This window comes from Lysobacter sp. M15, assembly GCF_022662515.1.
In the GTDB taxonomy this organism is placed as follows: domain Bacteria; phylum Pseudomonadota; class Gammaproteobacteria; order Xanthomonadales; family Xanthomonadaceae; genus JAKPBU01.
The window spans coordinates 76,555-99,431 of the sequence record NZ_JAKPBV010000010.1 but is presented as its reverse complement, the minus strand read 5'-3'; the positions used below and the strand labels follow the sequence as shown (position 1 = coordinate 99,431).

General features: G+C 67.6%; 24 protein-coding genes. 5 read left to right on the top strand and 19 right to left on the bottom strand.

Annotation, left to right across the window (positions count from 1 at the left end):
- The first annotated feature begins 279 nt into the window (after positions 1 to 279).
- Positions 280 to 504 carry a hypothetical protein gene (locus MC380_RS08525; protein ID WP_242164181.1) on the top strand — a complete coding sequence of 75 codons (225 nt, stop codon included), beginning with the start codon at positions 280 to 282 and terminating at the stop codon, positions 502 to 504.
- Between the two features lie 65 nt (positions 505 to 569).
- Complete coding sequence (locus tag MC380_RS08520; protein WP_242164179.1) at positions 570 to 947, top strand: DoxX family protein; 378 nt, start codon at positions 570 to 572, stop codon at positions 945 to 947.
- 61 nt (positions 948 to 1,008) lie between these two features.
- On the opposite strand, the gene MC380_RS08515 is transcribed toward MC380_RS08520, so the two are convergent.
- From MC380_RS08515 to MC380_RS08435, 17 genes are all read right to left on the bottom strand, one after another.
- Positions 1,009 to 1,368 carry a gamma-glutamylcyclotransferase family protein gene (locus tag MC380_RS08515; RefSeq protein WP_242164177.1) on the bottom strand — a complete coding sequence of 120 codons (360 nt, stop codon included), beginning with the start codon at positions 1,366 to 1,368 and terminating at the stop codon, positions 1,009 to 1,011.
- A 71-nt stretch (positions 1,369 to 1,439) separates the two neighbouring features.
- On the bottom strand, positions 1,440 to 2,696 hold the full coding sequence (gene arsJ / locus MC380_RS08510) for an organoarsenical effux MFS transporter ArsJ (protein WP_242164175.1): 1,257 nt from the start codon (positions 2,694 to 2,696) through the stop codon (positions 1,440 to 1,442).
- A gap of 7 nt (positions 2,697 to 2,703) precedes the next feature.
- Positions 2,704 to 3,711, bottom strand: a complete 1,008-nt coding sequence (locus MC380_RS08505) for an ArsJ-associated glyceraldehyde-3-phosphate dehydrogenase (RefSeq protein ID WP_242164174.1) — start codon at positions 3,709 to 3,711, stop codon at positions 2,704 to 2,706.
- 92 nt (positions 3,712 to 3,803) lie between these two features.
- Complete coding sequence (locus MC380_RS08500) at positions 3,804 to 4,214, bottom strand: helix-turn-helix domain-containing protein (protein WP_343223561.1); 411 nt, start codon at positions 4,212 to 4,214, stop codon at positions 3,804 to 3,806.
- A 25-nt stretch (positions 4,215 to 4,239) separates the two neighbouring features.
- Positions 4,240 to 4,737, bottom strand: a complete 498-nt coding sequence (locus MC380_RS08495; RefSeq protein WP_242164172.1) for a GNAT family N-acetyltransferase — start codon at positions 4,735 to 4,737, stop codon at positions 4,240 to 4,242.
- A 55-nt stretch (positions 4,738 to 4,792) separates the two neighbouring features.
- Positions 4,793 to 5,212: a GFA family protein gene (locus MC380_RS08490; protein WP_242164170.1), complete on the bottom strand. Its 420-nt coding sequence runs from the start codon at positions 5,210 to 5,212 to the stop codon at positions 4,793 to 4,795.
- A gap of 25 nt (positions 5,213 to 5,237) precedes the next feature.
- A complete protein-coding gene (locus MC380_RS08485) occupies positions 5,238 to 6,269 on the bottom strand; it encodes an aldo/keto reductase (RefSeq protein ID WP_242164168.1) in 1,032 nt (343 codons plus the stop codon).
- 68 nt (positions 6,270 to 6,337) lie between these two features.
- The gene (locus tag MC380_RS08480; RefSeq protein WP_242102035.1) at positions 6,338 to 6,658 is read right to left on the bottom strand and encodes a multidrug efflux SMR transporter; all 321 of its coding nucleotides are present in this window, start codon (positions 6,656 to 6,658) and stop codon (positions 6,338 to 6,340) included.
- A gap of 60 nt (positions 6,659 to 6,718) precedes the next feature.
- Positions 6,719 to 7,765, bottom strand: a complete 1,047-nt coding sequence (locus tag MC380_RS08475; protein WP_242164166.1) for an NADP-dependent oxidoreductase — start codon at positions 7,763 to 7,765, stop codon at positions 6,719 to 6,721.
- On the bottom strand, positions 7,762 to 8,382 hold the full coding sequence (locus MC380_RS08470) for an NAD(P)H-dependent oxidoreductase (protein ID WP_242164164.1): 621 nt from the start codon (positions 8,380 to 8,382) through the stop codon (positions 7,762 to 7,764). Before MC380_RS08470 ends, MC380_RS08475 begins: the two co-directional genes overlap by 4 nt.
- An 87-nt stretch (positions 8,383 to 8,469) precedes the next feature.
- Positions 8,470 to 9,009, bottom strand: a complete 540-nt coding sequence (locus tag MC380_RS08465; RefSeq protein WP_242164163.1) for a hypothetical protein — start codon at positions 9,007 to 9,009, stop codon at positions 8,470 to 8,472.
- A gap of 79 nt (positions 9,010 to 9,088) precedes the next feature.
- Positions 9,089 to 10,564: an efflux transporter outer membrane subunit gene (locus MC380_RS08460; RefSeq protein WP_242102039.1), complete on the bottom strand. Its 1,476-nt coding sequence runs from the start codon at positions 10,562 to 10,564 to the stop codon at positions 9,089 to 9,091.
- Positions 10,558 to 11,295: an SDR family oxidoreductase gene (locus tag MC380_RS08455; protein WP_242164161.1), complete on the bottom strand. Its 738-nt coding sequence runs from the start codon at positions 11,293 to 11,295 to the stop codon at positions 10,558 to 10,560. Before MC380_RS08455 ends, MC380_RS08460 begins: the two co-directional genes overlap by 7 nt.
- Before the next feature lie 118 nt (positions 11,296 to 11,413).
- Positions 11,414 to 14,578, bottom strand: coding sequence for a multidrug efflux RND transporter permease subunit (locus tag MC380_RS08450; RefSeq protein ID WP_242102041.1), 3,165 nt, complete (start codon positions 14,576 to 14,578; stop codon positions 11,414 to 11,416).
- 124 nt (positions 14,579 to 14,702) lie between these two features.
- Entirely contained in the window at positions 14,703 to 15,902 is a 1,200-nt protein-coding gene (locus MC380_RS08445) for an efflux RND transporter periplasmic adaptor subunit (protein WP_242164159.1), read from the bottom strand.
- A 150-nt stretch (positions 15,903 to 16,052) separates the two neighbouring features.
- Positions 16,053 to 16,853, bottom strand: coding sequence for an SDR family oxidoreductase (locus tag MC380_RS08440; protein ID WP_242164157.1), 801 nt, complete (start codon positions 16,851 to 16,853; stop codon positions 16,053 to 16,055).
- On the bottom strand, positions 16,850 to 17,095 hold the full coding sequence (locus tag MC380_RS08435) for a hypothetical protein (protein WP_242102044.1): 246 nt from the start codon (positions 17,093 to 17,095) through the stop codon (positions 16,850 to 16,852). Before MC380_RS08435 ends, MC380_RS08440 begins: the two co-directional genes overlap by 4 nt.
- 267 nt (positions 17,096 to 17,362) lie before the next feature.
- Here MC380_RS08435 and MC380_RS08430 point away from each other — a divergent pair, with 267 nt between their 5' ends.
- The gene (locus tag MC380_RS08430) at positions 17,363 to 18,412 is read left to right on the top strand and encodes a LysR family transcriptional regulator (protein WP_242102045.1); all 1,050 of its coding nucleotides are present in this window, start codon (positions 17,363 to 17,365) and stop codon (positions 18,410 to 18,412) included.
- A gap of 55 nt (positions 18,413 to 18,467) precedes the next feature.
- On the opposite strand, the gene MC380_RS08425 is transcribed toward MC380_RS08430, so the two are convergent.
- Both MC380_RS08425 and MC380_RS08420 read right to left on the bottom strand, forming a co-directional pair.
- Entirely contained in the window at positions 18,468 to 18,920 is a 453-nt protein-coding gene (locus MC380_RS08425) for a hypothetical protein (protein ID WP_242102046.1), read from the bottom strand.
- 296 nt (positions 18,921 to 19,216) lie between these two features.
- Positions 19,217 to 19,678: a hypothetical protein gene (locus tag MC380_RS08420; protein ID WP_242102047.1), complete on the bottom strand. Its 462-nt coding sequence runs from the start codon at positions 19,676 to 19,678 to the stop codon at positions 19,217 to 19,219.
- A 447-nt stretch (positions 19,679 to 20,125) separates the two neighbouring features.
- Here MC380_RS08420 and dbpA point away from each other — a divergent pair, with 447 nt between their 5' ends.
- Together dbpA and MC380_RS08410 are read left to right on the top strand one after the other, a co-directional pair.
- On the top strand, positions 20,126 to 21,508 hold the full coding sequence (gene dbpA, locus MC380_RS08415; protein ID WP_242164154.1) for an ATP-dependent RNA helicase DbpA: 1,383 nt from the start codon (positions 20,126 to 20,128) through the stop codon (positions 21,506 to 21,508).
- Between the two features lie 175 nt (positions 21,509 to 21,683).
- The gene (locus MC380_RS08410) at positions 21,684 to 22,850 is read left to right on the top strand and encodes a mechanosensitive ion channel domain-containing protein (RefSeq protein WP_242164153.1); all 1,167 of its coding nucleotides are present in this window, start codon (positions 21,684 to 21,686) and stop codon (positions 22,848 to 22,850) included.
- The last annotated feature ends 27 nt before the right edge of the window (positions 22,851 to 22,877 follow it).

Here is a 22,877-nt window from a genome sequence, read left to right as displayed (position 1 = left end):
GTCATTTGCCCGGGCCGAAATCGCTTCGTGGCCCGGATTGGTTCGGGCGATTGACCGCATGCCAATTGCTCGTCCCCAAATTCCCCATTTCGTCTGCCGTTCGGGCCATTTCGTCGCGGTGGGATAGCCAGGCAGGCTTGGTTGGATTTAGGTTTTCCCGACCTTACGCCAAGCCAGGCCTAAATGAAGCGCGCGCTGTTTTTCCTTTTCACTGGCGTCACTCCGGCTTGGTTCTGAGGTTAGCCGCATAAGCCACCACTGAGTTCTGGAGGAAAGACCATGAAGAAGCTTGGCTCTGCATGCCTCGTCGCTGCTGGCGCCGCGTTGGCCGCTGCGACCCTTTACGATGCTTCCGTGCTGACCCGGGCACTCGGGCTGGCCGTCGAGGGAAGCGAGGCAGCCGTTACCTTGGCATCGCTGTCGTTGTCTGCCATCGTATTGCTGCTCGGCGTTCTTGGCTTCCGCAAGCAACGCTTAGAGAATGCGTTGCGGGGTACAGGCTGACAAATCATTCAAGCCGATGCCGCCTTGCGGCCCGACTTGATCCGGGGTCGGAGGGCTGATGAATCATGCAACCTGTGGCTCAAGCAATCCTGTGGTTCGCGGGCCGCCTGCTATTGGGCGGCCTGTTCGTGGTTGCCGGTGTTCGCCACTTCTTCATCCTTGCGCCGGTCACCCAGGCAATCGCCGCGCGCGGTGTCCCTGCGGCCAGACTCGTGCTGCTTTCCGGTACGGCGTTCGAGATCGTGGCAGGCCTGGCACTGATCTTCGGCTTTCGTCCGGCTTGGGCCGCCCTGGGGTTAGCCGCCTTCACCATCGCGGCTTCGGTGCTACTGCTCAACTTCTGGGACATGGAGGAACCGGCGCGTGCCAACGCGATCGGCACCTGGCAATCCAATCTCGCCATCATTGGCGGGCTGCTTGTCACAGCGGCGCACTCGATTTAAGCCTGCGAGTGCTCCAACGATTCGTTCAAGCCAGCAAGGTCACCAGGCGCTCAGCGAACGATCAGCCGCCTGCCGCACCAGGCGGCAAGCCGCTCCGGCTGAGCGCGTAGATGTACGCATCCACCACCGTGCCGTCCTTGCGCTTCGCCGTGGTCAGCACGCGCTCATAGCCTTCACCCTCGAACGCGTCGAGCCTGGCCCAGTGTCCGGACAGGTGCTGCGAGCTGAAGAGGAAGCCCTCGACTGCTTCGCCCTGTTGATCGAGGACGATCCCCGGATAGCCCGCGGCCGCGCCCCAGCCTTGCTGGAACAATCTTCCGGCCACGGTCGCTGCTTCCCATTCGCCCGGGACATTCGCCAACACGTGTGCATTGGGCCGGCCCGGCGCCAGCGTGCCGTAAACGAACAGTCGGTGCGTCATCGATCCCCGCTCGGCTCAGACGTTGGCGTGCAACGGGTGCGATTATCGAGCCGTCTGCAGTTCCTGACCAGCTAGCGGCCGCTTCCACCGGGCGGCTGCAATCCGGTGGATTCGAGCTGCGTGACCTTGTGACGTGGGAGTGCAATCGAAACGATCGCCGCAGCAGCCACCATGGCCGCCGAAATCGTGAGGCAGGCGCCGAGCCCTGCCACCTGGAAGATCCAGCCCGACAGGATCGTGCCCAGCAGGCGGCCCAGCGCATTGGCCATGTAGTAGAAGCCGACATCCAACGAGACGCCGTCCTCCGCCGCATAGCTCACGATCAGATAGCTGTGCAGCGACGAGTTGACGGCGAACAGCACGCCGAAGACGGCCAACCCTGCGATGAGCACGTACTGCGGTGACTGTCCCTGCACCAGCGCACTGGCCATTGCGGCCGGAATCACCGCCAACGCCACCGCCCACAGGAAGGCGGTGCGGCCGTCCGGCACCCTGCCGCTGCGCCGACCGGTGAAGTACGGCGCAATCGACTGCACGAGGCCGTAGCCGATGACCCATGCGGCGAGAAAGCCGCCCACCTGCCAGAAGTCCCAGCCCAGCGACTGCGCCAGGAACACGGGCAGCGCCACGACGAACCAGACATCGCGGGCGCCGAACAGGAACAGCCGCGCCGCCGAAAGCAGATTGATGGCGCGGCTCTTGGACAGTAGGTCGCGAAACTTCGGCTTGCTCCTGGCCTTGCCGAGATCGCGCTTCAGCAACACCAGGCTGAGGAGCCAGACGAGCGCCAGGCCGATCGCCATCGCAGCCACCGACCACCTGAACCCGATCGCCGTCAGCAACGCACCGCCGAGAAAGAAGCCCACGCCCTTCAACGCGTTCTTGGAGCCGGTCAGCGCCGCCACCCAGCCATACAGCGCGCCCTGCCGATCGCCCGGCACCAGCAGCTTGATGCTGCTCTTGGCGCTCATCTTGTTGAGGTCCTTGGCGACGCCGGACAACGCCTGCGCCGACATCACCCACGGCACCGTCAGCCACGCGGCCGGCACCAGTAGCATCGACAGGGCCGCAACTTGCATTCCCAGGCCGATGTTCATGGTTCGGTTGAGCCCGATGCGCGCCCCCAGCCAGCCGCCGACGAGATTGGTGATGACGCCGAAGATCTCGTAGAACAGGAACAGCAAGGCGACCTGCAGCGGGCTGTAGCCCAGCGCGTGGAAGTGCAGCACCACAAGCATGCGCAGCGCGCCGTCGGTCAGGGTGAAGGCCCAGTAGTTGCCGGTGATGACCAGGTACTGGCGGACGTCCGGCGACAGGCGCGCGAGCATGACGGTGTTACCGGGGTGCGTTGCCGACCAGCTGCACGAGTTCGGCCGTACGGTTCACGTAGCCCCACTCGTTGTCGTACCAGGCGTAGAGCTTGACCTGGGTACCGTTGATCACCAGCGTGGACAGCGCATCGATGATGCTGGAGCGCGGGTCGTGCAGGAAGTCGATCGACACCAGCGGGCGCGTCTCGTAGCCCAGGATGCCCTTGAGCTCGCCTTCAGCGGCGGCCTGCAGCAGGCCGTTGACCTCGTCGACCGTGGTGGCGCGCTCGACTTCGAGCACGCAATCGGTCAAGGAGGCGTTGGTGAGGGGCACCCGGACGGCGTGGCCGTTCAGCCGCCCCCTGAGTTCCGGGAAGATTTCGGCGATCGCGGTCGCCGATCCGGTCGAGGTCGGAATCAGGCTGCTGCCGCAGGACCGCGCGCGGCGCAGATCCTTGTGCGGCGCATCCACGATCACCTGGGTGTTGGTCAGGCTATGGATCGTGGTCAGGCTGCCGTGGCGGATGCCGAGCTTCTCGTGGATGACCTTGACCAGCGGGGCGAAGCAGTTGGTGGTGCACGATGCCGCCGAGACGATCCGGTGTTGCGCGGGATCGAAGCGCCGGTGGTTCACGCCCATCACGATGTCGAGCGCGCCTTGCGACTTGACCGGCGCCGTCACCACGACCCGCCCGACCCCTTGATCCAGGTACGGCTGCAGCACATCGGGCTTGCGGAACTTGCCCGAGGCTTCCACCACGACATCGCAGCCCAACCAGTCGGTCGCCGCGATGTCCTTGTTGCGCGTCACCGGAATGCGCTGCCCGTCGATCACCAGGGCATCGCCGTCGGCGGTTGCCTCATGTTCCCAGCGGCCGTGCACCGAATCGAAGTTCAGCAGATGCGCGAGCATGGCGGCATCGCCGGCCGGATCGTTGATCTGCACGAACGCGATGTCGGGATTGCCCCAGGCCGCACGCAGGGTGAGACGGCCCATGCGGCCGAAGCCGTTGATGCCAACGCGGATAGTCATTGGATGTGCCTGCGGAAAAGCTCGAGAGGATCGGATGGCGAAACTTTCGTTGACCCGCCGGCGCGAGCGAGACGGATGCCGATGGACATGGATTAACGGGCTCGCGCGGATCTGGCGCGCATGCCCGCGGCCGTCAGCCGCTTGCCGGACGCGGGCACGCATCTGGACAGGTCGCCGCCGCAGCAGTTCTTGGTCAGAAAATCGACCAGATCCTGCATCTGCGCGAAGTTCGCCCGGTAGCGGATGTTGCGGCCCTGCGGCTCGGCCTCGATCAGGCCGGCATGCAGCAGCGCCTTCAGATGAAAGGACAGGGTCGCCCCGGGAAGATCGAATGTCCCGGCGACGTCACTGGGGAAGGCCCCTTCCGGGCCCAGTGCGATCAGGTGTCGGAACACCGACAGCCGGGAACCATTGGCCAAGGCCCCGAGTGCGGTCACAGCGTGAGTCGTATCCATATTTCGATTATGTTGGAATAATCGAATCGACGCAATCGCCCGGCCCATTGCCGCATCCTCAGTGCATCATGCGTCAGTCGTGGCCGTCGCGGATCGGCGCGGGTTCGAATGAAGCGTCGGGCTTCCCCGTCCTGAGTTCCATGTCCACACGATGCATGCCGGGCCCCCATCCATCGTGGGTCGTCGCTGTCGCAACCGCCCCGAACTTCGCGAAGAATGGCGCGGACTTGTGGCTGGCGGCGATATCGACGACGTGGATTCCCGCAGCCATCGCCAGGGTCGTGATCCGCCCCATGATGGCCGAGCCGATGCCTAGCCCCTGGAACTTCGGATCGAGCAGGATCCAGTTCAGATGCATGCGCCGCGCATTGCCGACAATGAGGCCGAAAGCCCCTGCAATCCGGTCGCCGACGATGCATGCTTCATACCCTTCCGGCTCGGCATCGAGGAAGTTCGCGTAGTCATCGCGTTCGTTCGGCGCAAAGAACTCAGGACAGTTTTCATCGAACAGCTCGAGACAGGCCTCCCGGTCGGCGTGCGTGTACGGCCTGAAGGCGACGGTCGTATTCATGCTGGTCAGTGAGATGGAGCGGCCGGCCGGAATTGTGCGCGATCCGCTGCAGGCGCTATTGCGATTGGGGCCAGGCGTCGCCGATCTGGTGCCACACCGCCTTGGATCCGACGAAGATATGGCGCTCGACCGGTGGGCGGAATGGAGTGTCCAGGCTGCCGAGGGGGAAAGACGCGATCCCGGGGAACTCGACCGGGTTGCGCCAAAGCATGGGCGAACCGCACACGGAGCAGAAGACCCGCTCCGTATGGCCGGATGAATTGAACACCCGCAACCGTTCCCCGCCCTGCACGAAACGATGCGCGGCCGCCGGCACGTTGGCGTAGGTGGCGAAGGCCGCGCCATGCGCCTTGCGACACATCGAGCAATGACAGTGGGAGACGTCCTCGATCGGACCGGCGACAGAATAGCGAACCTGGCCGCACAGGCAGCTGCCCTTGTATTCGGTCGACATGATCTGCTCCTCGATGGTCACGGGTCGCGGACGCGATCTCCCGCGCCTACACCGGCGGCGGCGTGCGTTCGGAGAACTGGCCGTTCCAGTACGGGTAGTATGGATACGGCGGCGTGACCCGGCTGGCTTCGTCGAGCATCGCAACCTGCGCCGGGTCCAGCGCCCAACCGGCCGCTTCCAGGTTCTGCCGCAGCTGCGCCTCGTCGCGCGCACCGATGAGTACGGTCGACACCGTCGGCCGCTGCAGCAGCCAGTTCAATGCGATCTGGGGCACGCTCTTGCCGGTCTGGGCGGCGACCGCGTCCAGTGCGTCGACCACGCGGTACAGGCGCTCCTCGTCCACCGGCGGCGCGAAGCCGGCGGTTTCGTGCAGGCGGCTGCCTGCGGGCAGCGGCTGGCCGCGACGCAGCTTTCCCGTCAACCGGCCCCAACCAAGCGGACTCCAGACGACGGCGCCGATGCCCTGATCGAGGGCGAGCGGCATCAGCTCCCATTCGTAATCGCGGCCGATCAGCGAATAGTAGGCCTGGTGCGCGACGAAGCGCGCGGTGCCGCGGTGCGCGGCGACGGCCTGCGATTTCATCAGCTGCCAGCCGGAGAAGTTGGACGCGCCCAGGTAACGCACCTTGCCGGCGCGCACCAGATCGTCGAGCGTCGACATCACATCCTCGACCGGGGTGCGCGCATCGAAGTGGTGCAGCTGCAGCAGGTCGATGTAGTCGGTGCGCAGCCGGTGCAGCGCGCGCTCCACGCCGGCGATCAGGTGATGGCGCGAAGCGCCGATGTCGTTGGGGCCGTCGCCGGCACGCAGCGTGAGCTTGGTCGACACGATCACCGCATCGCGCCGGCCCTCGATCGCCGCACCAAGGATCTCCTCGGACGCGCCGTCGGAGTACACATCGGCCGTGTCGAACAGGTTGGCGCCGGCGTCCAGGCACAGATCGACCAGGCGCCGCGCCTGCGCGATACCGGTATCGCCCCATGCGCTGAACAGCGGCCCTTTGCCACCAAAGGTACCGGCGCCAAAACCAAGCACCGGCACCTTGAATCCCGAGTTTCCGAGAAAACGGTATTCCATGATGTCTCCTGGATTGATGAATGAGGGGGCGGAAGCAAGCGGCTACGCAAGCGCGGCGCGCTCGTCGATTACGCATCCAGCAGCCGCAGCCCCGCGATGCCCGCCACGATCAGGGCGATGCACAGCAGCCGCAGCGGCGAGGCGCTGTCGCCGAAGACGAAGATGCCGAGCACCGCCACGCCCACGCCGCCGATGCCGGTCCACACCGCATATGCGGTGCCGGCGGGCAGGTGGCGCATGGCCTGGGTCAGCAGCAACAGACTGGCGATCGCCGCGATCAGACCGATCGCGCTGGGCCATGGCCGGGTCCACCCTTGCGAGGCCTTCAGCGCCAGCGCCATCACGATTTCCAGCGCGCCGGCGGCGCCGAGCAGCCACCACGCGTTCATGGCCGGCGTTCCGCGTGTGTTGCGGAGGCCGGCGTCACGTCGCCGTGCGAGTTCGCGCGTTCAATCATCGGACACCCGCACCACGAGCTTGCCGAAGTTGCGGCCTTCGAGCAGGCCGATGAACGCGCCCGGTGCGTTCTCAAGCCCGTCGACGCGGTCCTCGCGCAGCTGCACGCACCCGGTGCGCAGCCACTCGCCCATCTCGCGGCGGAATGCGTCGAAGCGCTCGCCGTAGTGGTCGAGGATGATGAAGCCCTGCATACGGATCCGTTTCTGCAGGAGCGTGGCCTGCAGCAGCGGCAGGCGGTCCGGGCCGGGCGGCAGGCGCTGGTCGTTGTAATGCGCGATGATCCCGCACACCGGCACGCGCGCGCCGATGTTGAGCAGCGGCAGCACCGCATCGAACACCGCGCCGCCCACGTTCTCGAAATAGACATCGATCCCCTGCGGGCAGGCCTCGGCGAGACGTTCCGCCAGGTCGGCGGCGTTGCGGTCGAGGCAGACATCGAACCCGAGCGACTCGACCGCGTAGCGGCATTTGTCGGCGCCGCCGGCGATGCCGACCGCGCGCGCACCCTTGAGCCTGGCGATCTGGCCGACCACCGCGCCGACCGCGCCCGTCGCGGCAGCCACCACCACGGTCTCGCCGGCCTTCGGCTGACCGATGTCGAGCAGACCCACGTGCGCGGTGAACCCCGGCATCCCGAGCCCGCCCAGCGCAAGCGACGGCGGGTCGATATCGCCGATGGCGACCAGGTCGCTGCCGTCCGACAGCGCGTAGTCCTGCCAGCCGGCGTTGCCGAGCACCAGGTCGCCTTCGCGAAAGCGCGGATGCCGCGAGGCGACGACACGCCCGACGGTGCCGCCGACCATCGGTGAGCCCACCTCCACCCGGCGCGCGTAGACCGGCGCGACCTCATCCATCAGGTTGCGCATGTAGGGATCGAGCGAAAGGAACAGCGTGCGCATCAGCACCTGCCCCTCGCCGGGTTCGGGTACGTCGGCCTGTTCCAGGCGGAAGTCCGCGGGCGTGGGCAGTCCGCGCGGCCGCCTGGCGAGGACGATGCGGCAGTTGACGCCATCGTTCGCGACGTGGGATGTACTCATGCTGCTGCTGCCATGTCGGATCGCCCGGAAGCATTGAAAAGATTGCGTCCAATGGCGCGAGCGGCGTCCAGATGACCAACAGGATCCTGTGTCTGCGAATCGAACATGAGTTCGGAGGTCACGACGCGCGCACCGCAGTAATCGAAGATCCCGTGGTCGATCTGCGTCTTCATCGCGCCAAAATAGCCATGTCGCGCATACGTCCGCACATCGGCGCCTGCGACGGCGACGAGATGAACCCGCAGGTGGTGGAGTTTCTTCACCAGTTTCGTATCCGGGCCTTCGTCGTAAGCCCAACCATTGGCAAACACACGATCGATCCATCCCTTCAAGAGACCCGGCATCGACCACCAGTAGACGGGATAGACCAGCACGAGGGCGTCGGCGCGGTCGATCCTCGCCTGCTCGGCCGCGACATCGGCGGAGGGCGGAGCCAGCGTGCGATGAACGGCAATGTCGGACGCGGTGAACCTCGGGTCGAAACCTTCCGACATGAGGTCTGCGATTTCGAAGGTATTGTCATGACCGGACAGGGACACGCCCTCGGCAACATTCGCAGCAACGCTGTGGCTGAGCGAATCGGGATCGGGATGCGCGACAACGATGAGCGCGTGCATGTCGAGTACTCCTTGATGTTTGCTTTTGCGATTTGTGTGTCGGGCCTGGCAGGTCGGCTCTGCAGGAATCCGGATGCTGGCGGCGCCTCAACCGTGACCGGGTCGCCGCGTTGCATCGAAGGTCTGCTGCACCCGCCAGCGGCCGTTGTCGAGAACCTCGTTGCGCCAACGGAAAGCATCGGCCTGGATGTCGAAGAAGATCCAGCGCATCGGCGGGGGCGCTTCGTCTTCGAGCGTTTCGAGCACCACTTCGTCGCCCGCGCGCCGTGCAGTGAAGCGACGCAGGTAACGATGGAAAGGTCCGATCCAGGTGGAACGCCAGGCGTCGATGTCACGGTCGTAGAAGCGCAGGCTGGTGCCGTACTCGCCAGCCTCCGGGCGTACCGCGCGCTCATCGCGCTGCGGCACGATCCACACGTCCTGGATCGCGCGGCCTTCCAGCACCCAGGCGAAATGCCATTCGCCGCGCTCCTCGCGCGCGCGCTCGCCTTGCGCATCGAACCAGCGCACGATCAGGTCCCAGCTGCCGATGAATGGGGCGAAGATCCGCTGCGCTTCAGGCAGCGCCAGATGCGGTCCATCACTGCACAGCACGGCGGCGAAGTTCAGGGCGGGCGAGTCCTGCATCGACTGATCGGGTCTTAGGTCATACGGGGATGAAGGGGGGGGTCGGCGTCTTGGTGGCGTCTTGGGGGCGTTCTGGTTTTCATCGCGCATCGGCCAGCTTTTCGCGTACCGGCATGCGCTGCGGCCAGCCGCCCGCGAGCGCCTTGTATACGCCGATCGCGCCAGCTACGCTGCGGGTGCGTGCATCGGCGAACGCATCCTGTGCCTGCAGCTGGGTGCGTTCGGCGTCCAGCACTTCCAGCAGGTCGGCGGCGCCGGCGTCGAAGCGCAGACGGGCCAGACGCGCGGCCTGCGCGCTGTCGATCGCGGCGCGCTCGAGATGTCCGTCCTCGCGGCGCGCGCGGGCGTAACGCACCAGCGCGTTCTCGGTGTCCTCCAGCGCCAGCAATACCGACTGCCGGTAGCTGGCGAGCTCGCCTTCGGCATCGGCGTCGGCTGCGGCGATGCGCGCTCGCACACGGCCGATGTCGAGGAATGACCAGTCGATGCCCAGCGCCACGAATCGCGTCTCGCTGCCGCCTTCGAACAGGTCGCCGCTGTCGATCGCCTGGCTGCCGAGCAACCCGCCCAGGGTGAAGCGCGGGAACAGGTCTGCGGTGGCCACGCCGATGCGCGCGGTGGCCGCGTGCAGACGCTGTTCGGCCACAGCGATGTCGGGCCGGCGGCGCAGCAGATCGCCCGGGGTGCCGGGATCGAGCTTCGTCGGCAATGCAGGCAGGGGCTGCAGCGGCTCCAGCTGCGCGACCAGCGCATCGGGCGTGCGGCCGGTCAGTACCGCGAGCCGGTGCATGGCCACCGCGACCGCCGCTTCCAGCGCGGGTACCCGCGATTGGGTGCTTTCCAGCTGGGCGCGTGCGCGCGCGCTGTCGAATTCGGTGCCGCGGCCGGCGTCCAGACGCGCCTGCACCAGGCGTAGGGTTTCGCGCTGGTTCTCGGCGTTCTCGCGCGCCACGCGCAGGCGTTCCTGCAGGCCGCGCAGTTCCACGTAGGTGCGCGCGACTTCGCCTACCACCGCGACCTGCAGCGCCTGCAGGTCGGCGGCACTGGCCGCGGCTTCGGCGCGATTGGCTTCCACGCCACGGCGGATGCGGCCGAACAGATCCAGTTCCCACACCGCATCGATGCCGGCGCTGTAGCTTTCGCCATCCCGCGGTCCGCCGGCCGCCTGGTCGGTGGACAGGCGCGAATCGCTGGCTTCGCCGCTAGCGGTGATGGTGGGGAAGTAGTCGTACTTCGCGCCGCGCAGCAGCGCATTGGCGCGGTCGTAACGGGCCAACGCGATCTTCAGATCGTGGTTGTAGGACAGCGCGTCCTCGACCAGGCCGGTCAGCTGCGCGTCGCCGAAGCCGCGCCAGAATTCGGCGTCGCCTGCGGTCACATCGGCGGTACCTGCCGGGGTCGTGGCCGGAGTCGCGGCCGCCGGGGTCGATGCCGTCGCCTCGGCACGCACGAAATTCTCCGGCGCGTACGGCATGGGCCGCACGTAGTCCGGCCCGACCGCGCACGCGGCCAGCGCGGCGGCCAGCGTGCTGATCGCCAGTGTCCGAATCACCATGGCAGCGCTTCTCCGAGGTGGGTGAAACTGCCGTTGGCATGATCGCCATCGTGCAGCGCCATCTGCACGCTGCTGCGTGCGCCGTCGGCCACTTCCAGTTCGCCTTCGCCCTTGTTCATGTCGGTGCGCACATAGCCCGGGTGTACGGCATTGACCGTGATCGGAGTGCCGCGCAGCTCGTGGGCCAGGTTCACGGTCCAGGCATTGAGCGCGCTCTTGGACGCGTTGTAGGCCGGAATCTTGAAATCGTAGATCGGCGAAGCCGGATCGCTGTGCAGCGCCAGCGAGCCGAGGATGCTGGACACGTTGACGATGCGCGCGGCCGGCGCCTTGCCCAGCAGCGGCAGGAACGCCTGGGTGGTGGCGACCACACCGAACAGATTGGTGTCGAAGGTCTCGCGCCAGGTGTCGAGCAGCTGCTCCGAGGGCTTCTTGCCGATCTCGTCGCGCGCGATCCCCGCGTTGTTGATCAGGATGTCGAGCCGACCGTGGCGGCGGGCGACCTCGTCCGCGGCCGCGGCGATGCTGGCGCCGTCGGTCACGTCCAGCGTCAGCGCCTCGACCGGCAAGCCCTCGTCCTGCAGTTCCTGCGCGGCCTTTGCGGTGCGTTCGTCATCGCGCCCGGCTAGCAGGGTGCGCACGCCTTCCTGCGCCAGCTGGCGCACGGTTTCCAGGCCGATGCCGCGGGTGGCGCCGGTGACCAGCGCGATCTTCTCTTGAGCTTGGTTCATGGGGGATTCCTGTAGGGGGGACGAGGCGGAAGGTTCCGGCGTGGCGCGGCCGTGTCCGGTCGCGCCGCCGCCGATCGCCCTGCGGATATCCTCGTGTGTGGGAATGCGGGGTGCGGACTCAGGCATGCACCGTCTCCGCTGCGTGGTCGTCGTGCCGCACCAGCGGGCGCTTGGCCAGCTTGCGCAGGGCGACGTAGAACACCGGCGTCAGGAACAGGCCGAACAGGGTGACGCCGAGCATCCCCGAGAACACGGTGATGCCGGTCGCCTGGCGGATCTCGGCGCCGGCGCCGTGCGAGAGCACCAGCGGCACGGTGCCGGCGATGAACGCGATCGAGGTCATCACGATCGGGCGCAGACGCAGGCGGCAGGCTTCAAGCGCCGCTTCCACGGTGCTCTTGCCCTGCAGTTCCAGTTCGCGCGCGAATTCCACGATCAGGATCGCGTTCTTGCACGCCAGGCCCATCAGCACCACCAGACCGACCTGCACGAACACGTTGTTGTCGCCGGTCAGGTTCACGCCGATCAAGGCGGCCAGCATGCACATCGGCACGATCAGGATCACCGCCAGCGGCAGGGTCCAGCTTTCGTACAGCGCCGCCAGCACCAGGAAGGCCAGCAGCACCGCCAGCGGGAAGACCACCAGCGCCGCATTGCCCTGGGTCGCCTGCTGGTAGCTCAGGTCGGTCCACTCGATCTCCATGCCGTTGGGCAGCACCTGCTGCGCGATCTCCTCGATCTTCTCCATCGCCTGCGCCGAAGACAGCACGTTCGGGTCGGCCTCGCCGAGCAGATCCGCGGCCGTGTAACCGTTGTAGCGGATCACCGGATCGGGCCCGAACGCCTCGGTCACCTTCACCATGCTGCCGATCGGCACCATCTCGCCGTTGAGGTTGCGGGTGCGCAGGTTGGCGATGTCCTCGACGTTGTCGCGGAACGGCCCGTCGGCCTGGGCGATCACCTGCCAGGTGCGGCCGAACAGGTTGAAGTCGTTGACGTAGGACGATCCCAGATAGGTCTGCAGCGTGTCGAACAGCTCGGTCAGTGGCACGCCCTGGGCCTTGGCCTTGGTGCGGTCGACCTCGGCATCGAGCTGCGGCATGTTGGCCTGGTAGCTGGAGTTGATGAAGCCCAACCCCGGCGTCTGCGCGCCCGCGCCCTGGAAGGCCTGCACCGCGCTCTGCAGCGCGCCGTAACCCAGGTTGCCGCGGTCCTCGATGAAGGCCGAGTAGCCCGAACCGTTGCCCAGCCCCTGGATCGGTGGCGGCAGCAGCGAGAACGCGAAGCCTTCCTGGATGCCGTGGATCTTGCCCGCCAGCTCGGCGTTGATCTCAGTCGCGCTGCGGTCGCGCTCGCCGAATGGCTTGAGGTTGATGAAGGTGACGCCGTAGTTGGGCGTGTTGATGAACTGCAGCGGGTTGAAACCGGGGAACGCGACATCGTTCTGGGTCCCCTCGATCTCCATCGCCATCGCGCCGATCTTCTTCAACGCAGCGTCGGTGCGCTCGATCGACGCGCCTTCGGGCATCTTGACGCCGGCGATGATGTATCCCTTGTCCTGCACCGGGATGAAGCCGCGCGGCACCACCTGGAACATCAGCCCGGTGGCCAGCAGCAGGCCGGCATAGATCGCGAACACGAAGCCACGACGGCCCAGCGATTTCGACACACCGCGCTCGTAGCGCTGCGCGTTGCGATTGAAGAACCGGTTGAACGGGCGGAACAGCCAACCGAAGCCGCGGTCGATCATTCTGGTCAGACGGTCCTTGGGCGCGTCGTGCGGCTTGAGCAGCCGCGCCGCCAGCGCCGGGGAGAGCGTCAGCGAATTGATCGCCGAGATCACGGTGGAGATGGCGATGGTCACCGCGAACTGCTTGTAGAACTGGCCGGTCACACCGGACAGGAACGCCATCGGCACGAACACCGCGCACAGCACCAGAGCGATGGCGATGATCGGCCCGGAGACTTCCTTCATCGCCAGGTGCGAGGCCTGCAGCGGCGTGGCGCCCTGCTCGATGTGGCGCTCGACGTTCTCGACCACCACGATCGCATCGTCGACCACGATGCCGATGGCCAACACCAATCCGAACAGGGTCAGGGTGTTGATCGAGAAACCGAGCAGGTACAGCGCGGCGAACGTGCCGATCACCGACACCGGTACCGCGATCAGGGGAATGATCGACGCCCGCCAGGTCTGCAGGAACAGGATCACGACCAGCACCACCAGCAAGGTGGCCTCCAGCAGCGTGGTGATCACCGATTTGATCGAATCGCGCACGAAGACCGTGGTGTCGTAGATCGACTTGTACTCGATGCCTGGCGGGAAACGCTTGGCAGCCTCGTCCATGCGCCGGATCACCTCGTCGCGGATCTCCAGCGCATTGGCGCCGGGCGCCTGGAAGATGCCGATCGCCGCGGCGTTCTCGCCGTCCAGTCGCGCGCGCATGGTGTAGTCGCCGGCGGCCAGCTCGATGCGCGCCACGTCGGACAGGCGCACCACTTCTCCGCCTTCGCCGCTCTTGAGCACGATGTTGCCGAATTCCTCGGTGGTCGCCAGCCGGCCGCGGGCGTTGATCGGGGTCAGGAAATCGCTGCCGCCCGGCATCGGCTCGGCGCCGAGCTGGCCGGCCGACACCTGGATGTTCTGCTCGCGCACCGCGCGCACCACGTCGCCGGCGGTCATGCCGCGCGCGGCGACCTTGTCCGGGTCGAGCCACAGCCGCATCGCGTAATCGCCGCCGCCGAAGGGCTGCGCGTCGCCCACGCCGGGAATCCCGGCCAGCTGGTCCTTGATGTGCAGGCGCAGGTAGTTGCGCAGGTACAGCGTGTCGTACTTGCCCGAGGGCGAGACCAGATGCACCACCATCAGGAACACCGGCGACTGCTTCTGCGTAGTCACGCCCTGGCGGCGCACGTCCTCGGGCAGGCGCGCCAGCGCCTGGCTGACCCGGTTCTGCACCCGCACCGTGGCCTCGTCGGCGTCGACATCCGCGGCGAAGGTGACCGTGGTGGTGAGCACGCCGTCGGAACTCGCCACCGACTTCATGTACATCAGGCCTTCCACGCCGCGGATCGATTCCTCCAGCGGCGTGGCCACGGTCTCGGCGATCACCTTGGGGTTGGCGCCGGGGTAGACCGTGCGCACCACCACCGAAGGCGGCACGACGTCGGGGTATTCGCCGACCGGCAGCAGCGGGATCGAGATCAGGCCGGCGGCGAAGATCACGATCGACAGCACCGCGGCGAAGATCGGCCGGTCGATGAAGAATTTGGAGAAGTCCATCGCGTGCATCCTTGGGTGGTGGGCGCGCCTTGACCGCGCCGGAACCGGAAGAAGAAAAAGCCGCGCCGGCCCCTATGGGAGAGGGGGAGTCGAGGGACCGGCGACGGCGGAAAACGGAGAGCGGTTACTTCGCTCCAGCCACGGCCACGGGCGTGCCGGGCTTGGCCGGGCGCATCGCGACCTGTTTCGGCGTCACCGGCATGCCGGGGAAGAACACCTTCTGCACGCCGCCGACGACCACCTTGTCGCCCGGCTTGAGCCCCGACTGCACCACGCGCAGGCCGTCGATGCTGGCGCCGAGCACCACGTCGCGCCGCTCGGCCTTGTTGCCGGCGCCCACGATGTAGACGTATTTGCGGTCCTGGTCGGTGAGCACCGCCTTTTCGTCGACCATCAGCGCGCGGAACTCGCCGCTGCCCTCGAGCTCCACCCGCGCGAACAGGCCGGGCGTGAACGCGCGGTCCGGATTGCGCAACACGGCGCGCGCGCGGATGGTGCCGGTGGCAGGGTCGACCTGGTTGTCGACGAAGTCGAGCGTGCCCGCGTGCGGATAGCCTGTTTCGTTGGCCAGGCCCACCCGCACCGGGTTGCGCGAGCCGTTGCGCTCGCCCTTGCGCGCGAGATCCTGATAGCGCAGGTAGGTCTGCTCGTCGGTTTCGAAGTACACGAACACCGGATCCTGCGACACCAGCGTGGTCAGCAGGGTCGCATCGGCCTGGGCAAGATTGCCCTCGGTCACGGCGGCGCGTCCGGCGCGTCCGTCGATCGGCGCGCGCACCTCGGTGAACTGCAGGTCCAGGCGCGCGGCGGCGACCGCGGCCTCGGCGGCGCGCACCGCGGCATTGCCCTGCGCGGTGGCGGAGCGGCGGGTCTCGAACTCTTCGCGCGAGATCGCTTTCGCCTCGACCAGCGACTGCGCGCGCTTGTCCTGGGTCTGCGCCAGCCGCGCTTCGGCGCGGGCGCGTTCGAGCTGGGCCTGCGCCTGGTCCAGCGCGGCGCGGTAGGGACGCGGATCGATCACGAACAGCAGATCGCCCTTCTTGACCTCCTGACCTTCCTCGTAAGCCACGCGCTGCACATAGCCGCTCACGCGCGGACGCAACTCCACCGTTTCCACCGCGCTGACGCGGCCGGTGAAGGCATCCCACTGCCGGACCGGCTCGGCGGCGATGGCGGCCACGCTGACTTCCGGCGGCGGCGGCGCCGCGGGTGCGGCCTCGCTGCTGCATGCGGCGATCAGCACCGCGGCCAGTATGGACAGCGCGAGCGCCGGGAGCGCTGTGCCGCGGCCCGGACGGGCAATGGATGGATTCGGAACGTTCATGGGGGCGGGTCCTTGTTGCATTCGATGTAGGGGATGCGCCGGTTGCAGCGTGCGCCTGCGATGCCGACAGCGTGGTGTCAGTGGTCCTGTCTCGCTATCCGTTTCCTGTGCGAGGCACGACGGCGCTGGTAAAAAGGGTGGCGACGCCGCTCACGACGGCACTTCCTGGCGTCGTGCAAGCGTCGCCGCGTCGAGCAGGCGGCGCGCGGACTGCAGGTTGTGCGACGCGCCGTCGGGCGATGACGCCTCGGGCATGCGTGGAAGATCGGCGAATTCGACGACTGCGTCGGTGGGCCCGCCCGGCACGAGCAGGCGGATCGCGTGCTGGCCGATCTCCAGCGCACTGGGCCAGTGCGCGCGCGGCGGACCGGCGTGCAGACCCCAGGTGGGCGTATCGACCGAAAGCAATTGCAGTCGCACGCCGATCGCGCGCGCCTCGCAGTGGAGCACGCGCGCGACCATGCGCAGCGCGGCCTCGGCCACCGAGCGCTGACCGTAGCCGGCCCAGGGATGACGGCCACCCGGACCACCGATCAGCACGAAGCTGCCGCCGCGTCCGCCTTCGGCCAGCAGCGGCAGCAGATGGCGCACCACCGCGAGCCCGGGCTCCAGCGAAGCATTCAGCGCAGCACAGGTGGTGGCGGCCGTCTGGTCGAGCAGGCGTCCACGCAGCTTGCCGGCGTCGAACGTGGCGAGGACCGCGGCCAGCGGCCGGCCCGTCTCGCGCAATACCGTGGCCAGGGCCTGTGCCTGGGGTTCGTCCTGCGCCGATCCGGTCAGCAGGGTCAATGACGCCTGCGGGTGCAGCCCTGCCAGCGTGGCCAGTGCTGTCGGGCTGCGATCGACCGCCAGCACGTGGGCGCCGGCGTCGAGCGCGGCCGCGACCAGGCCGCGACCGATCACGCCGGCCGCGTCCAATACGACGACCGCACTACCGATTGTCCCGATCACGGGATTTTTCCTCCCGAAAACGTACCGATTCCACCCTCGCCAGGGGGGGCCAGCAGATAGTCGGCCAGCTTGGTCAGCATCGGCAACGCGGCCAGCACCAGCACCCCGGACATCACCCAGAGGTAGGGGGTTTCGACGCTAAACAGTTGATCGTAAAGGAGAGCGACCAGCCCCAGCAGGTCCAGCGCCAGGAAGGCGACCAGGGCGCCGCGGAGCAGGTGATGGCGGAGGGAGGGACGCATGGTGCAGCTCACGTGTGGGGTGGCACACACGGTAAGCGCTTCCAGGGCACTTGATTAGCCGCTGAATCGGGGAATAATTGTCCACGAGATGGGCTAATCCCCATCGGCGCTTCATCTCCTCACCTTCCGCCCGCGCACTGCCGCGTGCACGAGTCCGTTGATGGGTTGCCGCCGGCACGCGCCGCGCGACCACGCCGGGGTTCCAGACCGACGACCTGCCAGCGCTCCACGCACGGCATTGCCCGGGCCCAGCCGGACGCCCCCGCCATGTCCCGCGATCTCAACGACACCCTGGTTTTCGTCAAAGTCGCCGAACTGGGCAGCTTCATCGCCGCCGCGCGCTCGCTGCGCCTGCCCAAGACGACCGTCAGCCGCAAGGTGCAGGATCTGGAAACCCGTCTGGGTGCCCAGCTCCTGCATCGCACTACCCGCAAGCTCGGCCTGACCGAAGCGGGCAACATCTACTTCGAGCATTGCCAGCGCATCGCACGCGAACTCGACGAAGCAGAGAGCGCGGTCGGCCAGCTGCAGGGCGGCCCGCGCGGCTGGCTGCGTCTGACCACCCCTTACTCGCTGGGCATCGAGCGGATCGCGCCGCTGCTGGGCGAGTTCCACGCGCGCCACCCGGAAGTGCGGGTGGAGATGCTGCTCACCAACGAGAACCTGGACATCATCGACAAGGAACTCGACATCGCCCTGCGCGTCGGCCCGCTGTCCGATTCCACCTTCATCGCGCGCAAGCTCGCCACGCTGCGCACCCAGGTCTTCGCCAGCGTGGACTATCTGGACAAGCACGGCGAACCGCTGCATCCGGACGACCTGCAGCATCACCGCTCGCTGGCGATGAGCAAGCAGCGGCGCAACGGCAGCTTCGTTTGGTCGCTCAACGACGGCAACGGCCTGGTCGACTACCGGATCGACCCGGTGTTCGTCGCCAACGATCCGGCCGGCCTGCGCGGGGCGCTGCTATGTGGCGAAGGGCTGATGCTGGCCAACGACGTGATGGTCAAGCCGTTCGTCGAGCGCGGCTACCTGCGCCGCGTGCTGCCGGCGTGGACCGGTCCGGAATACGAGCTCAATGCAGTGTTCCCGCGCGGCCGCGTGCAGTCGCCCAAGGTCCGCGCCTTCATCGACTTCCTGGTCGATCGCTTCGACTACGACGCCGACTACATGCAGATCCAGTGCCCGGACAAGCGCAACGCCTGCCTGCAGGCCAAGGAACGCGCCGCGGCCGCGACCACGGCCGAACTGGCGAAAGCCGCGCAGTGGCCGGCGGACGAACCGGGTAAGGAAGAAGTCGAACCCGAACTGGTTTGATCCGGGCTGGTGGGACGGTTGCGGCCAGCCCGCCCGTCCCATCGGCGCCGCACGCTCAGATGCCTTTCGCGTGCAAGGTTTCGTCGAGCGAACGCCAGGCGTGTTCCACCGCGCTGCGTGCCTGCAGCCAGGTGAGCCGGGACACGTCGCGCGCGCGGCCCCAGCCCTGCTCGAGTTCCGGCTCGGCCTCGGCGAACGGCTGCGCGCCACGGGTGCGGTACGTTTCCAGGCCGTAGCGATACGCCGGGGCGTAGTCGTCCCATTTCATGCCGTCGATGAAATACGGCATCTCGCGATGGATCTGTTGGAAATGGCCCAGATCCAGGCGCGTGTCGGCTGCTTCGGCCGCGCGATTGCCCAACACCGCACCGAGCGCGCCGCCCGCCACCGCGCCGACCGCCAGGCCAGCCGGTCCCGCTATCACGGCACCGATCGCCGCACCGGTCGCGCCGCCCGCTACCGCGGCGCTGCCCGCGCCGAGGATGTGGTCTTTCTTCAGGGTGCTCATCGGCTACCTCCAGATGCGCAGGGCCCGACTGGCACGCTAGGCCCGGCGCCGTTCAAGGGTAGTGAATGGGGACAGGAAAAACGGGCCGCTTGCGCGGCCCGTTTGTCTTGCAGGGTACTTGACGAGCGCGAAGCTGCGCTTCGCAAGCAGTCCCTCATCGGTCCGGCCGGCCCAAGCAGGGCCGGCGCTCTTCGGGACGCGAAGCTGCGCTTCGCAAGCAGTCCCTCATCGGTCCGGCCGGCCCAAGCAGGGCCGGCGCTCTTCGGGACGCGAAGCTGCGCTTCGCAAGCAGTCCCTCATCGCCCATCGCGGTCCGCGTCGCCGGGCATCGCGCGCTCGATGTGGTGCCAGCCGTCGCGCACCGCATCCTTGGCTTCCGCCCATCCCAGGCGCGAATTGGCCTTCGCTTCGTTCCAGTTGCGTTCCAGCGTGCCCTCGACGTCCTCGAAGCGCTGGCCGCGATACTGGCCGTAGGTGTCGTAGCCGTAGCGGTAGGCCGGCTGGTAGTCGCTCCACTCGCGTCCGGCCGAGTAGTACGGCGCGGTGCGGTAGTTCTTCTCGAAATGGCTCACGTATTCAGTCGGGTTGACGGCTTCGGCGATGGCATCGCCAGCTTTCGCGCCCATCACGCCGCCGGCAACCGCACCGACCACGCTACCCACCGGGCCTGCGACCGAACCCACTGCCGCGCCTGCCACTGCGCCACCGACGGCGCCCGTGCCTGCACCGATGCTGTGATCTTTCTTGATGTCGCTCATTGCTTTGCTCCTGGGGTGAGGGAACGCTGGGCCGGCTGCAGCTCAGAACACCGCAGGCCAGCCCAGACGCAGCCACGCTACGCAGTGTGCGATGTCAGCGGAGTGAAACTCCGCGTGCGCAGACGCGCCGGTTCAACGGCGATTGCGCAACATCGCGCTGCAGTGAAGACGACAGCGGAAATTGACGCGCGAACTGAACACGTTCAGCGCATGCCGCGCGCATCCTGAATTGCGGCGCGCGTTGCGGCTGCCTTGATGCGCGTCGCGCGAACGTCCACTCACTCGCCCGCGTCTGCCGAAGGCTGCCACCGTTCCGTACAAAGCAACCTCCCCACACGCGGCTTCAGGACGCCGATCCGCTGCCTCACCTCCGACGATTTCCGCCCTGACGGCACCCGTGGCGCCTGTATCCACTTGCCCGGGCCGTCAACCTGCGACCATGGGCGCATGAACGAAGCCCTCGACTTCTCCACCCTGCCGCTTTCGCCCGCCCTGCTGCAGGGCGTCGACGCGCTCGGCTACGCGCGGATGACGCCGATCCAGGCGCAGGCGCTACCGGCGATCCTGGAGGGGCGTGACGTGATCGCGCAGGCCCCCACCGGCAGCGGCAAGACCGCGGCGTTCGGGCTCGGCCTGCTGCACCGGCTGGATCCGGCGCGCAGCGGACCGCAGGCGCTGGTGCTGTGCCCCACGCGCGAGCTGGCCGACCAGGTCGGCAAACACATCCGCAAGCTCGCCGTCGGCATGCCCAACCTCAAACTTTCGATCCTGTGCGGCGGCATCCCGCTGGGGCCGCAGCTGGCCTCGCTCACCCATGCACCGCATGTGGTGGTGGGCACGCCCGGCCGGATCCAGGAACTGGTGGCCCAGGACGCGCTGTCGCTGAAGGGCGTGCGCACCCTGGTGCTGGACGAGGCCGACCGGATGCTCGACATGGGCTTCGAGGAGGCGATCCGCGACCTGGTCAAGCGCACGCCGAAAGACCGGCAGGGCCTGCTGTTCTCGGCCACGTTTCCCGATGCGATCCGCAAGCTGGGCAACGCGATGCTGCGCAACGCGCTGGAAGTGAGCATCGACGGCGGCGAAAGCCCGGCGACGATCGAGGAGTTCTTCTACGAAGCCGATCCGGTGCGCCGCGGACCCCTGCTGGCCGCACTGCTGCTGCGCCATCGGCCCGAATCGGCGGTGGTGTTCTGCAATACCCGCGCCGACACCATGGAGGTCGTGGGTTCGCTCGCGCATTACGGCTTCTCCGCGCTAGCCCTGCACGGCGACATGGAGCAGCGCGACCGCGACGAGGTGCTGGTGCAGTTCGCCAACCGCAGCTGCAGCGTGCTGGTGGCCAGTGACGTCGCCGCGCGCGGGCTCGATGTGGAGAACATCGGCGCGGTGGTGAACTACGAACTGCCCACCGATCCGGACACCTATCTGCACCGCATCGGCCGCACCGGCCGCGCCGGTCGCGCGGGCCTGGCGCTGAGCCTGTGCACCCCGCGTGAGCGCCCGCGCGCGGACGCCATCGCCGAGCGCCAGGGCGAGCCGCTGCGGTGGGACAGGATGCTGCCGCTCTCGGGCAAGGCGGACAATGTGCCGCCCGCGGCGATGTCGACGCTACGCATCGACGCCGGACGCAGCGACAAGCTGCGGCCCGGCGACATCGTCGGCGCGCTCACCGGCGAGGCCGGGTTGCACAAGGACGCGATCGGCAAGATCGACGTGTTCGCTACGCGCAGCTATGTCGCCATCGCGCGGCCGCAGGCGGGGCTGGCGCTCTCGCGTCTGCGCGAAGGCAGGATCAAGGGACGGAAGTTCCGGGTCAACCGGTTGTAGCGGGAATACCGCCTGCAACTTGCAGATGCAACCACCGAAAGGTCGACGCTGCTTTCCGTGCAAGGGTTCCTGTCTTCGCGTTGGTCACGTTTTTCGCCTACGTGATCGCGCAATCGACATCGCATGAACGAACGGCACGGCAAGCTGTCGGTTTCGCCGCAACCAGGGTAATGCGATGTCGACGCTGGATTGGCAGCAACTGGGTGCAATCGCCTGGCCGCTGCTGGTGGCGCTGGTGCTGGGCCTGCTGGTGCGTCGCGCGCTGCTGGCAATCGCGCGACGCGCGCAGGCGCATGCGTCCACGCGCACCCGCGCCCGCGTCGTGCAGGTAATCGCGATCCCGGCGGCGGTGGCGCTGCCGCTGCTGTTCCTGGCCGTTGCCGTGGCCGCGACGCCCCTGGCGCCGGACACGATCGGCCGCATCCAGCACTGGCTCGGCATCGGTGTGCTGCTCAGCGCGACCTGGCTGGCGGTGCGCGCCGTGGGCGCGGTGGAGCTGCGCATCCTGCGCGAGCATCCGGTCGACGTCGAAGACAACCTGGCCGCGCGTCGCGTGCAGACCCAGACGCGGGTGATCGCCGGCGTGATCCAGGGCGCCCTCATCCTGGTCGGCGTGTCGCTGGCGCTGATGACCTTTCCCGCGATCCGCCAGATCGGCGCCACCCTGCTGGCCTCGGCCGGCATCATCGGCCTGGTCGCCGGCATCGCCGCGCGGCCGGTGTTCGGCAACCTCATCGCCGGTCTGCAGATCGCACTGGCGCAGCCGATCCGCCTGGACGACGTGGTCATCGTCGAAGGCGAGTGGGGCCGCATCGAGGAGATCACCAGTACCTACGTGGTGGTGCGCGTCTGGGACGAACGGCGGCTGATCGTGCCGCTGCAGTGGTTCATCGAACATCCGTTCCAGAACTGGACGCGCACCAGCGCGCAGCTGCTGGGCACTGCCTTCCTGTGGCTGGACTACCGCACGCCGATGGCCGAGGTGCGCGCCGAACTGCAGCGCATCTGCAACGACGATCCGCGCTGGGACGGCCGCGTGTGCGTGGCCCAGGTCACCGAGACCACCGAGCGCAGCATCGAGGTGCGGCTGCTGGTGAGCGCGCGCAACTCCGGTGATCTGTTCGACCTGCGCTGCGCGCTGCGCGAGCGCATGCTGGAGTTCCTCAATACCCGCCATCCGCAGGCCCTGCCACGCCTGCGCGCCGATCTCGCGCGTGAGGGCGGTGGCGCGGCGACGGACCAGCCCACTGCGCCGGCACCGAGCAACCCGGCCGATACCGCTTCTCCCGGCGCCGAGGATGTCGCCGGCTCGGTCGCTGCGTCGGCGCACAGGTCGGGGTAAGCGCAGCGAACTCCAACCGATGCCGCT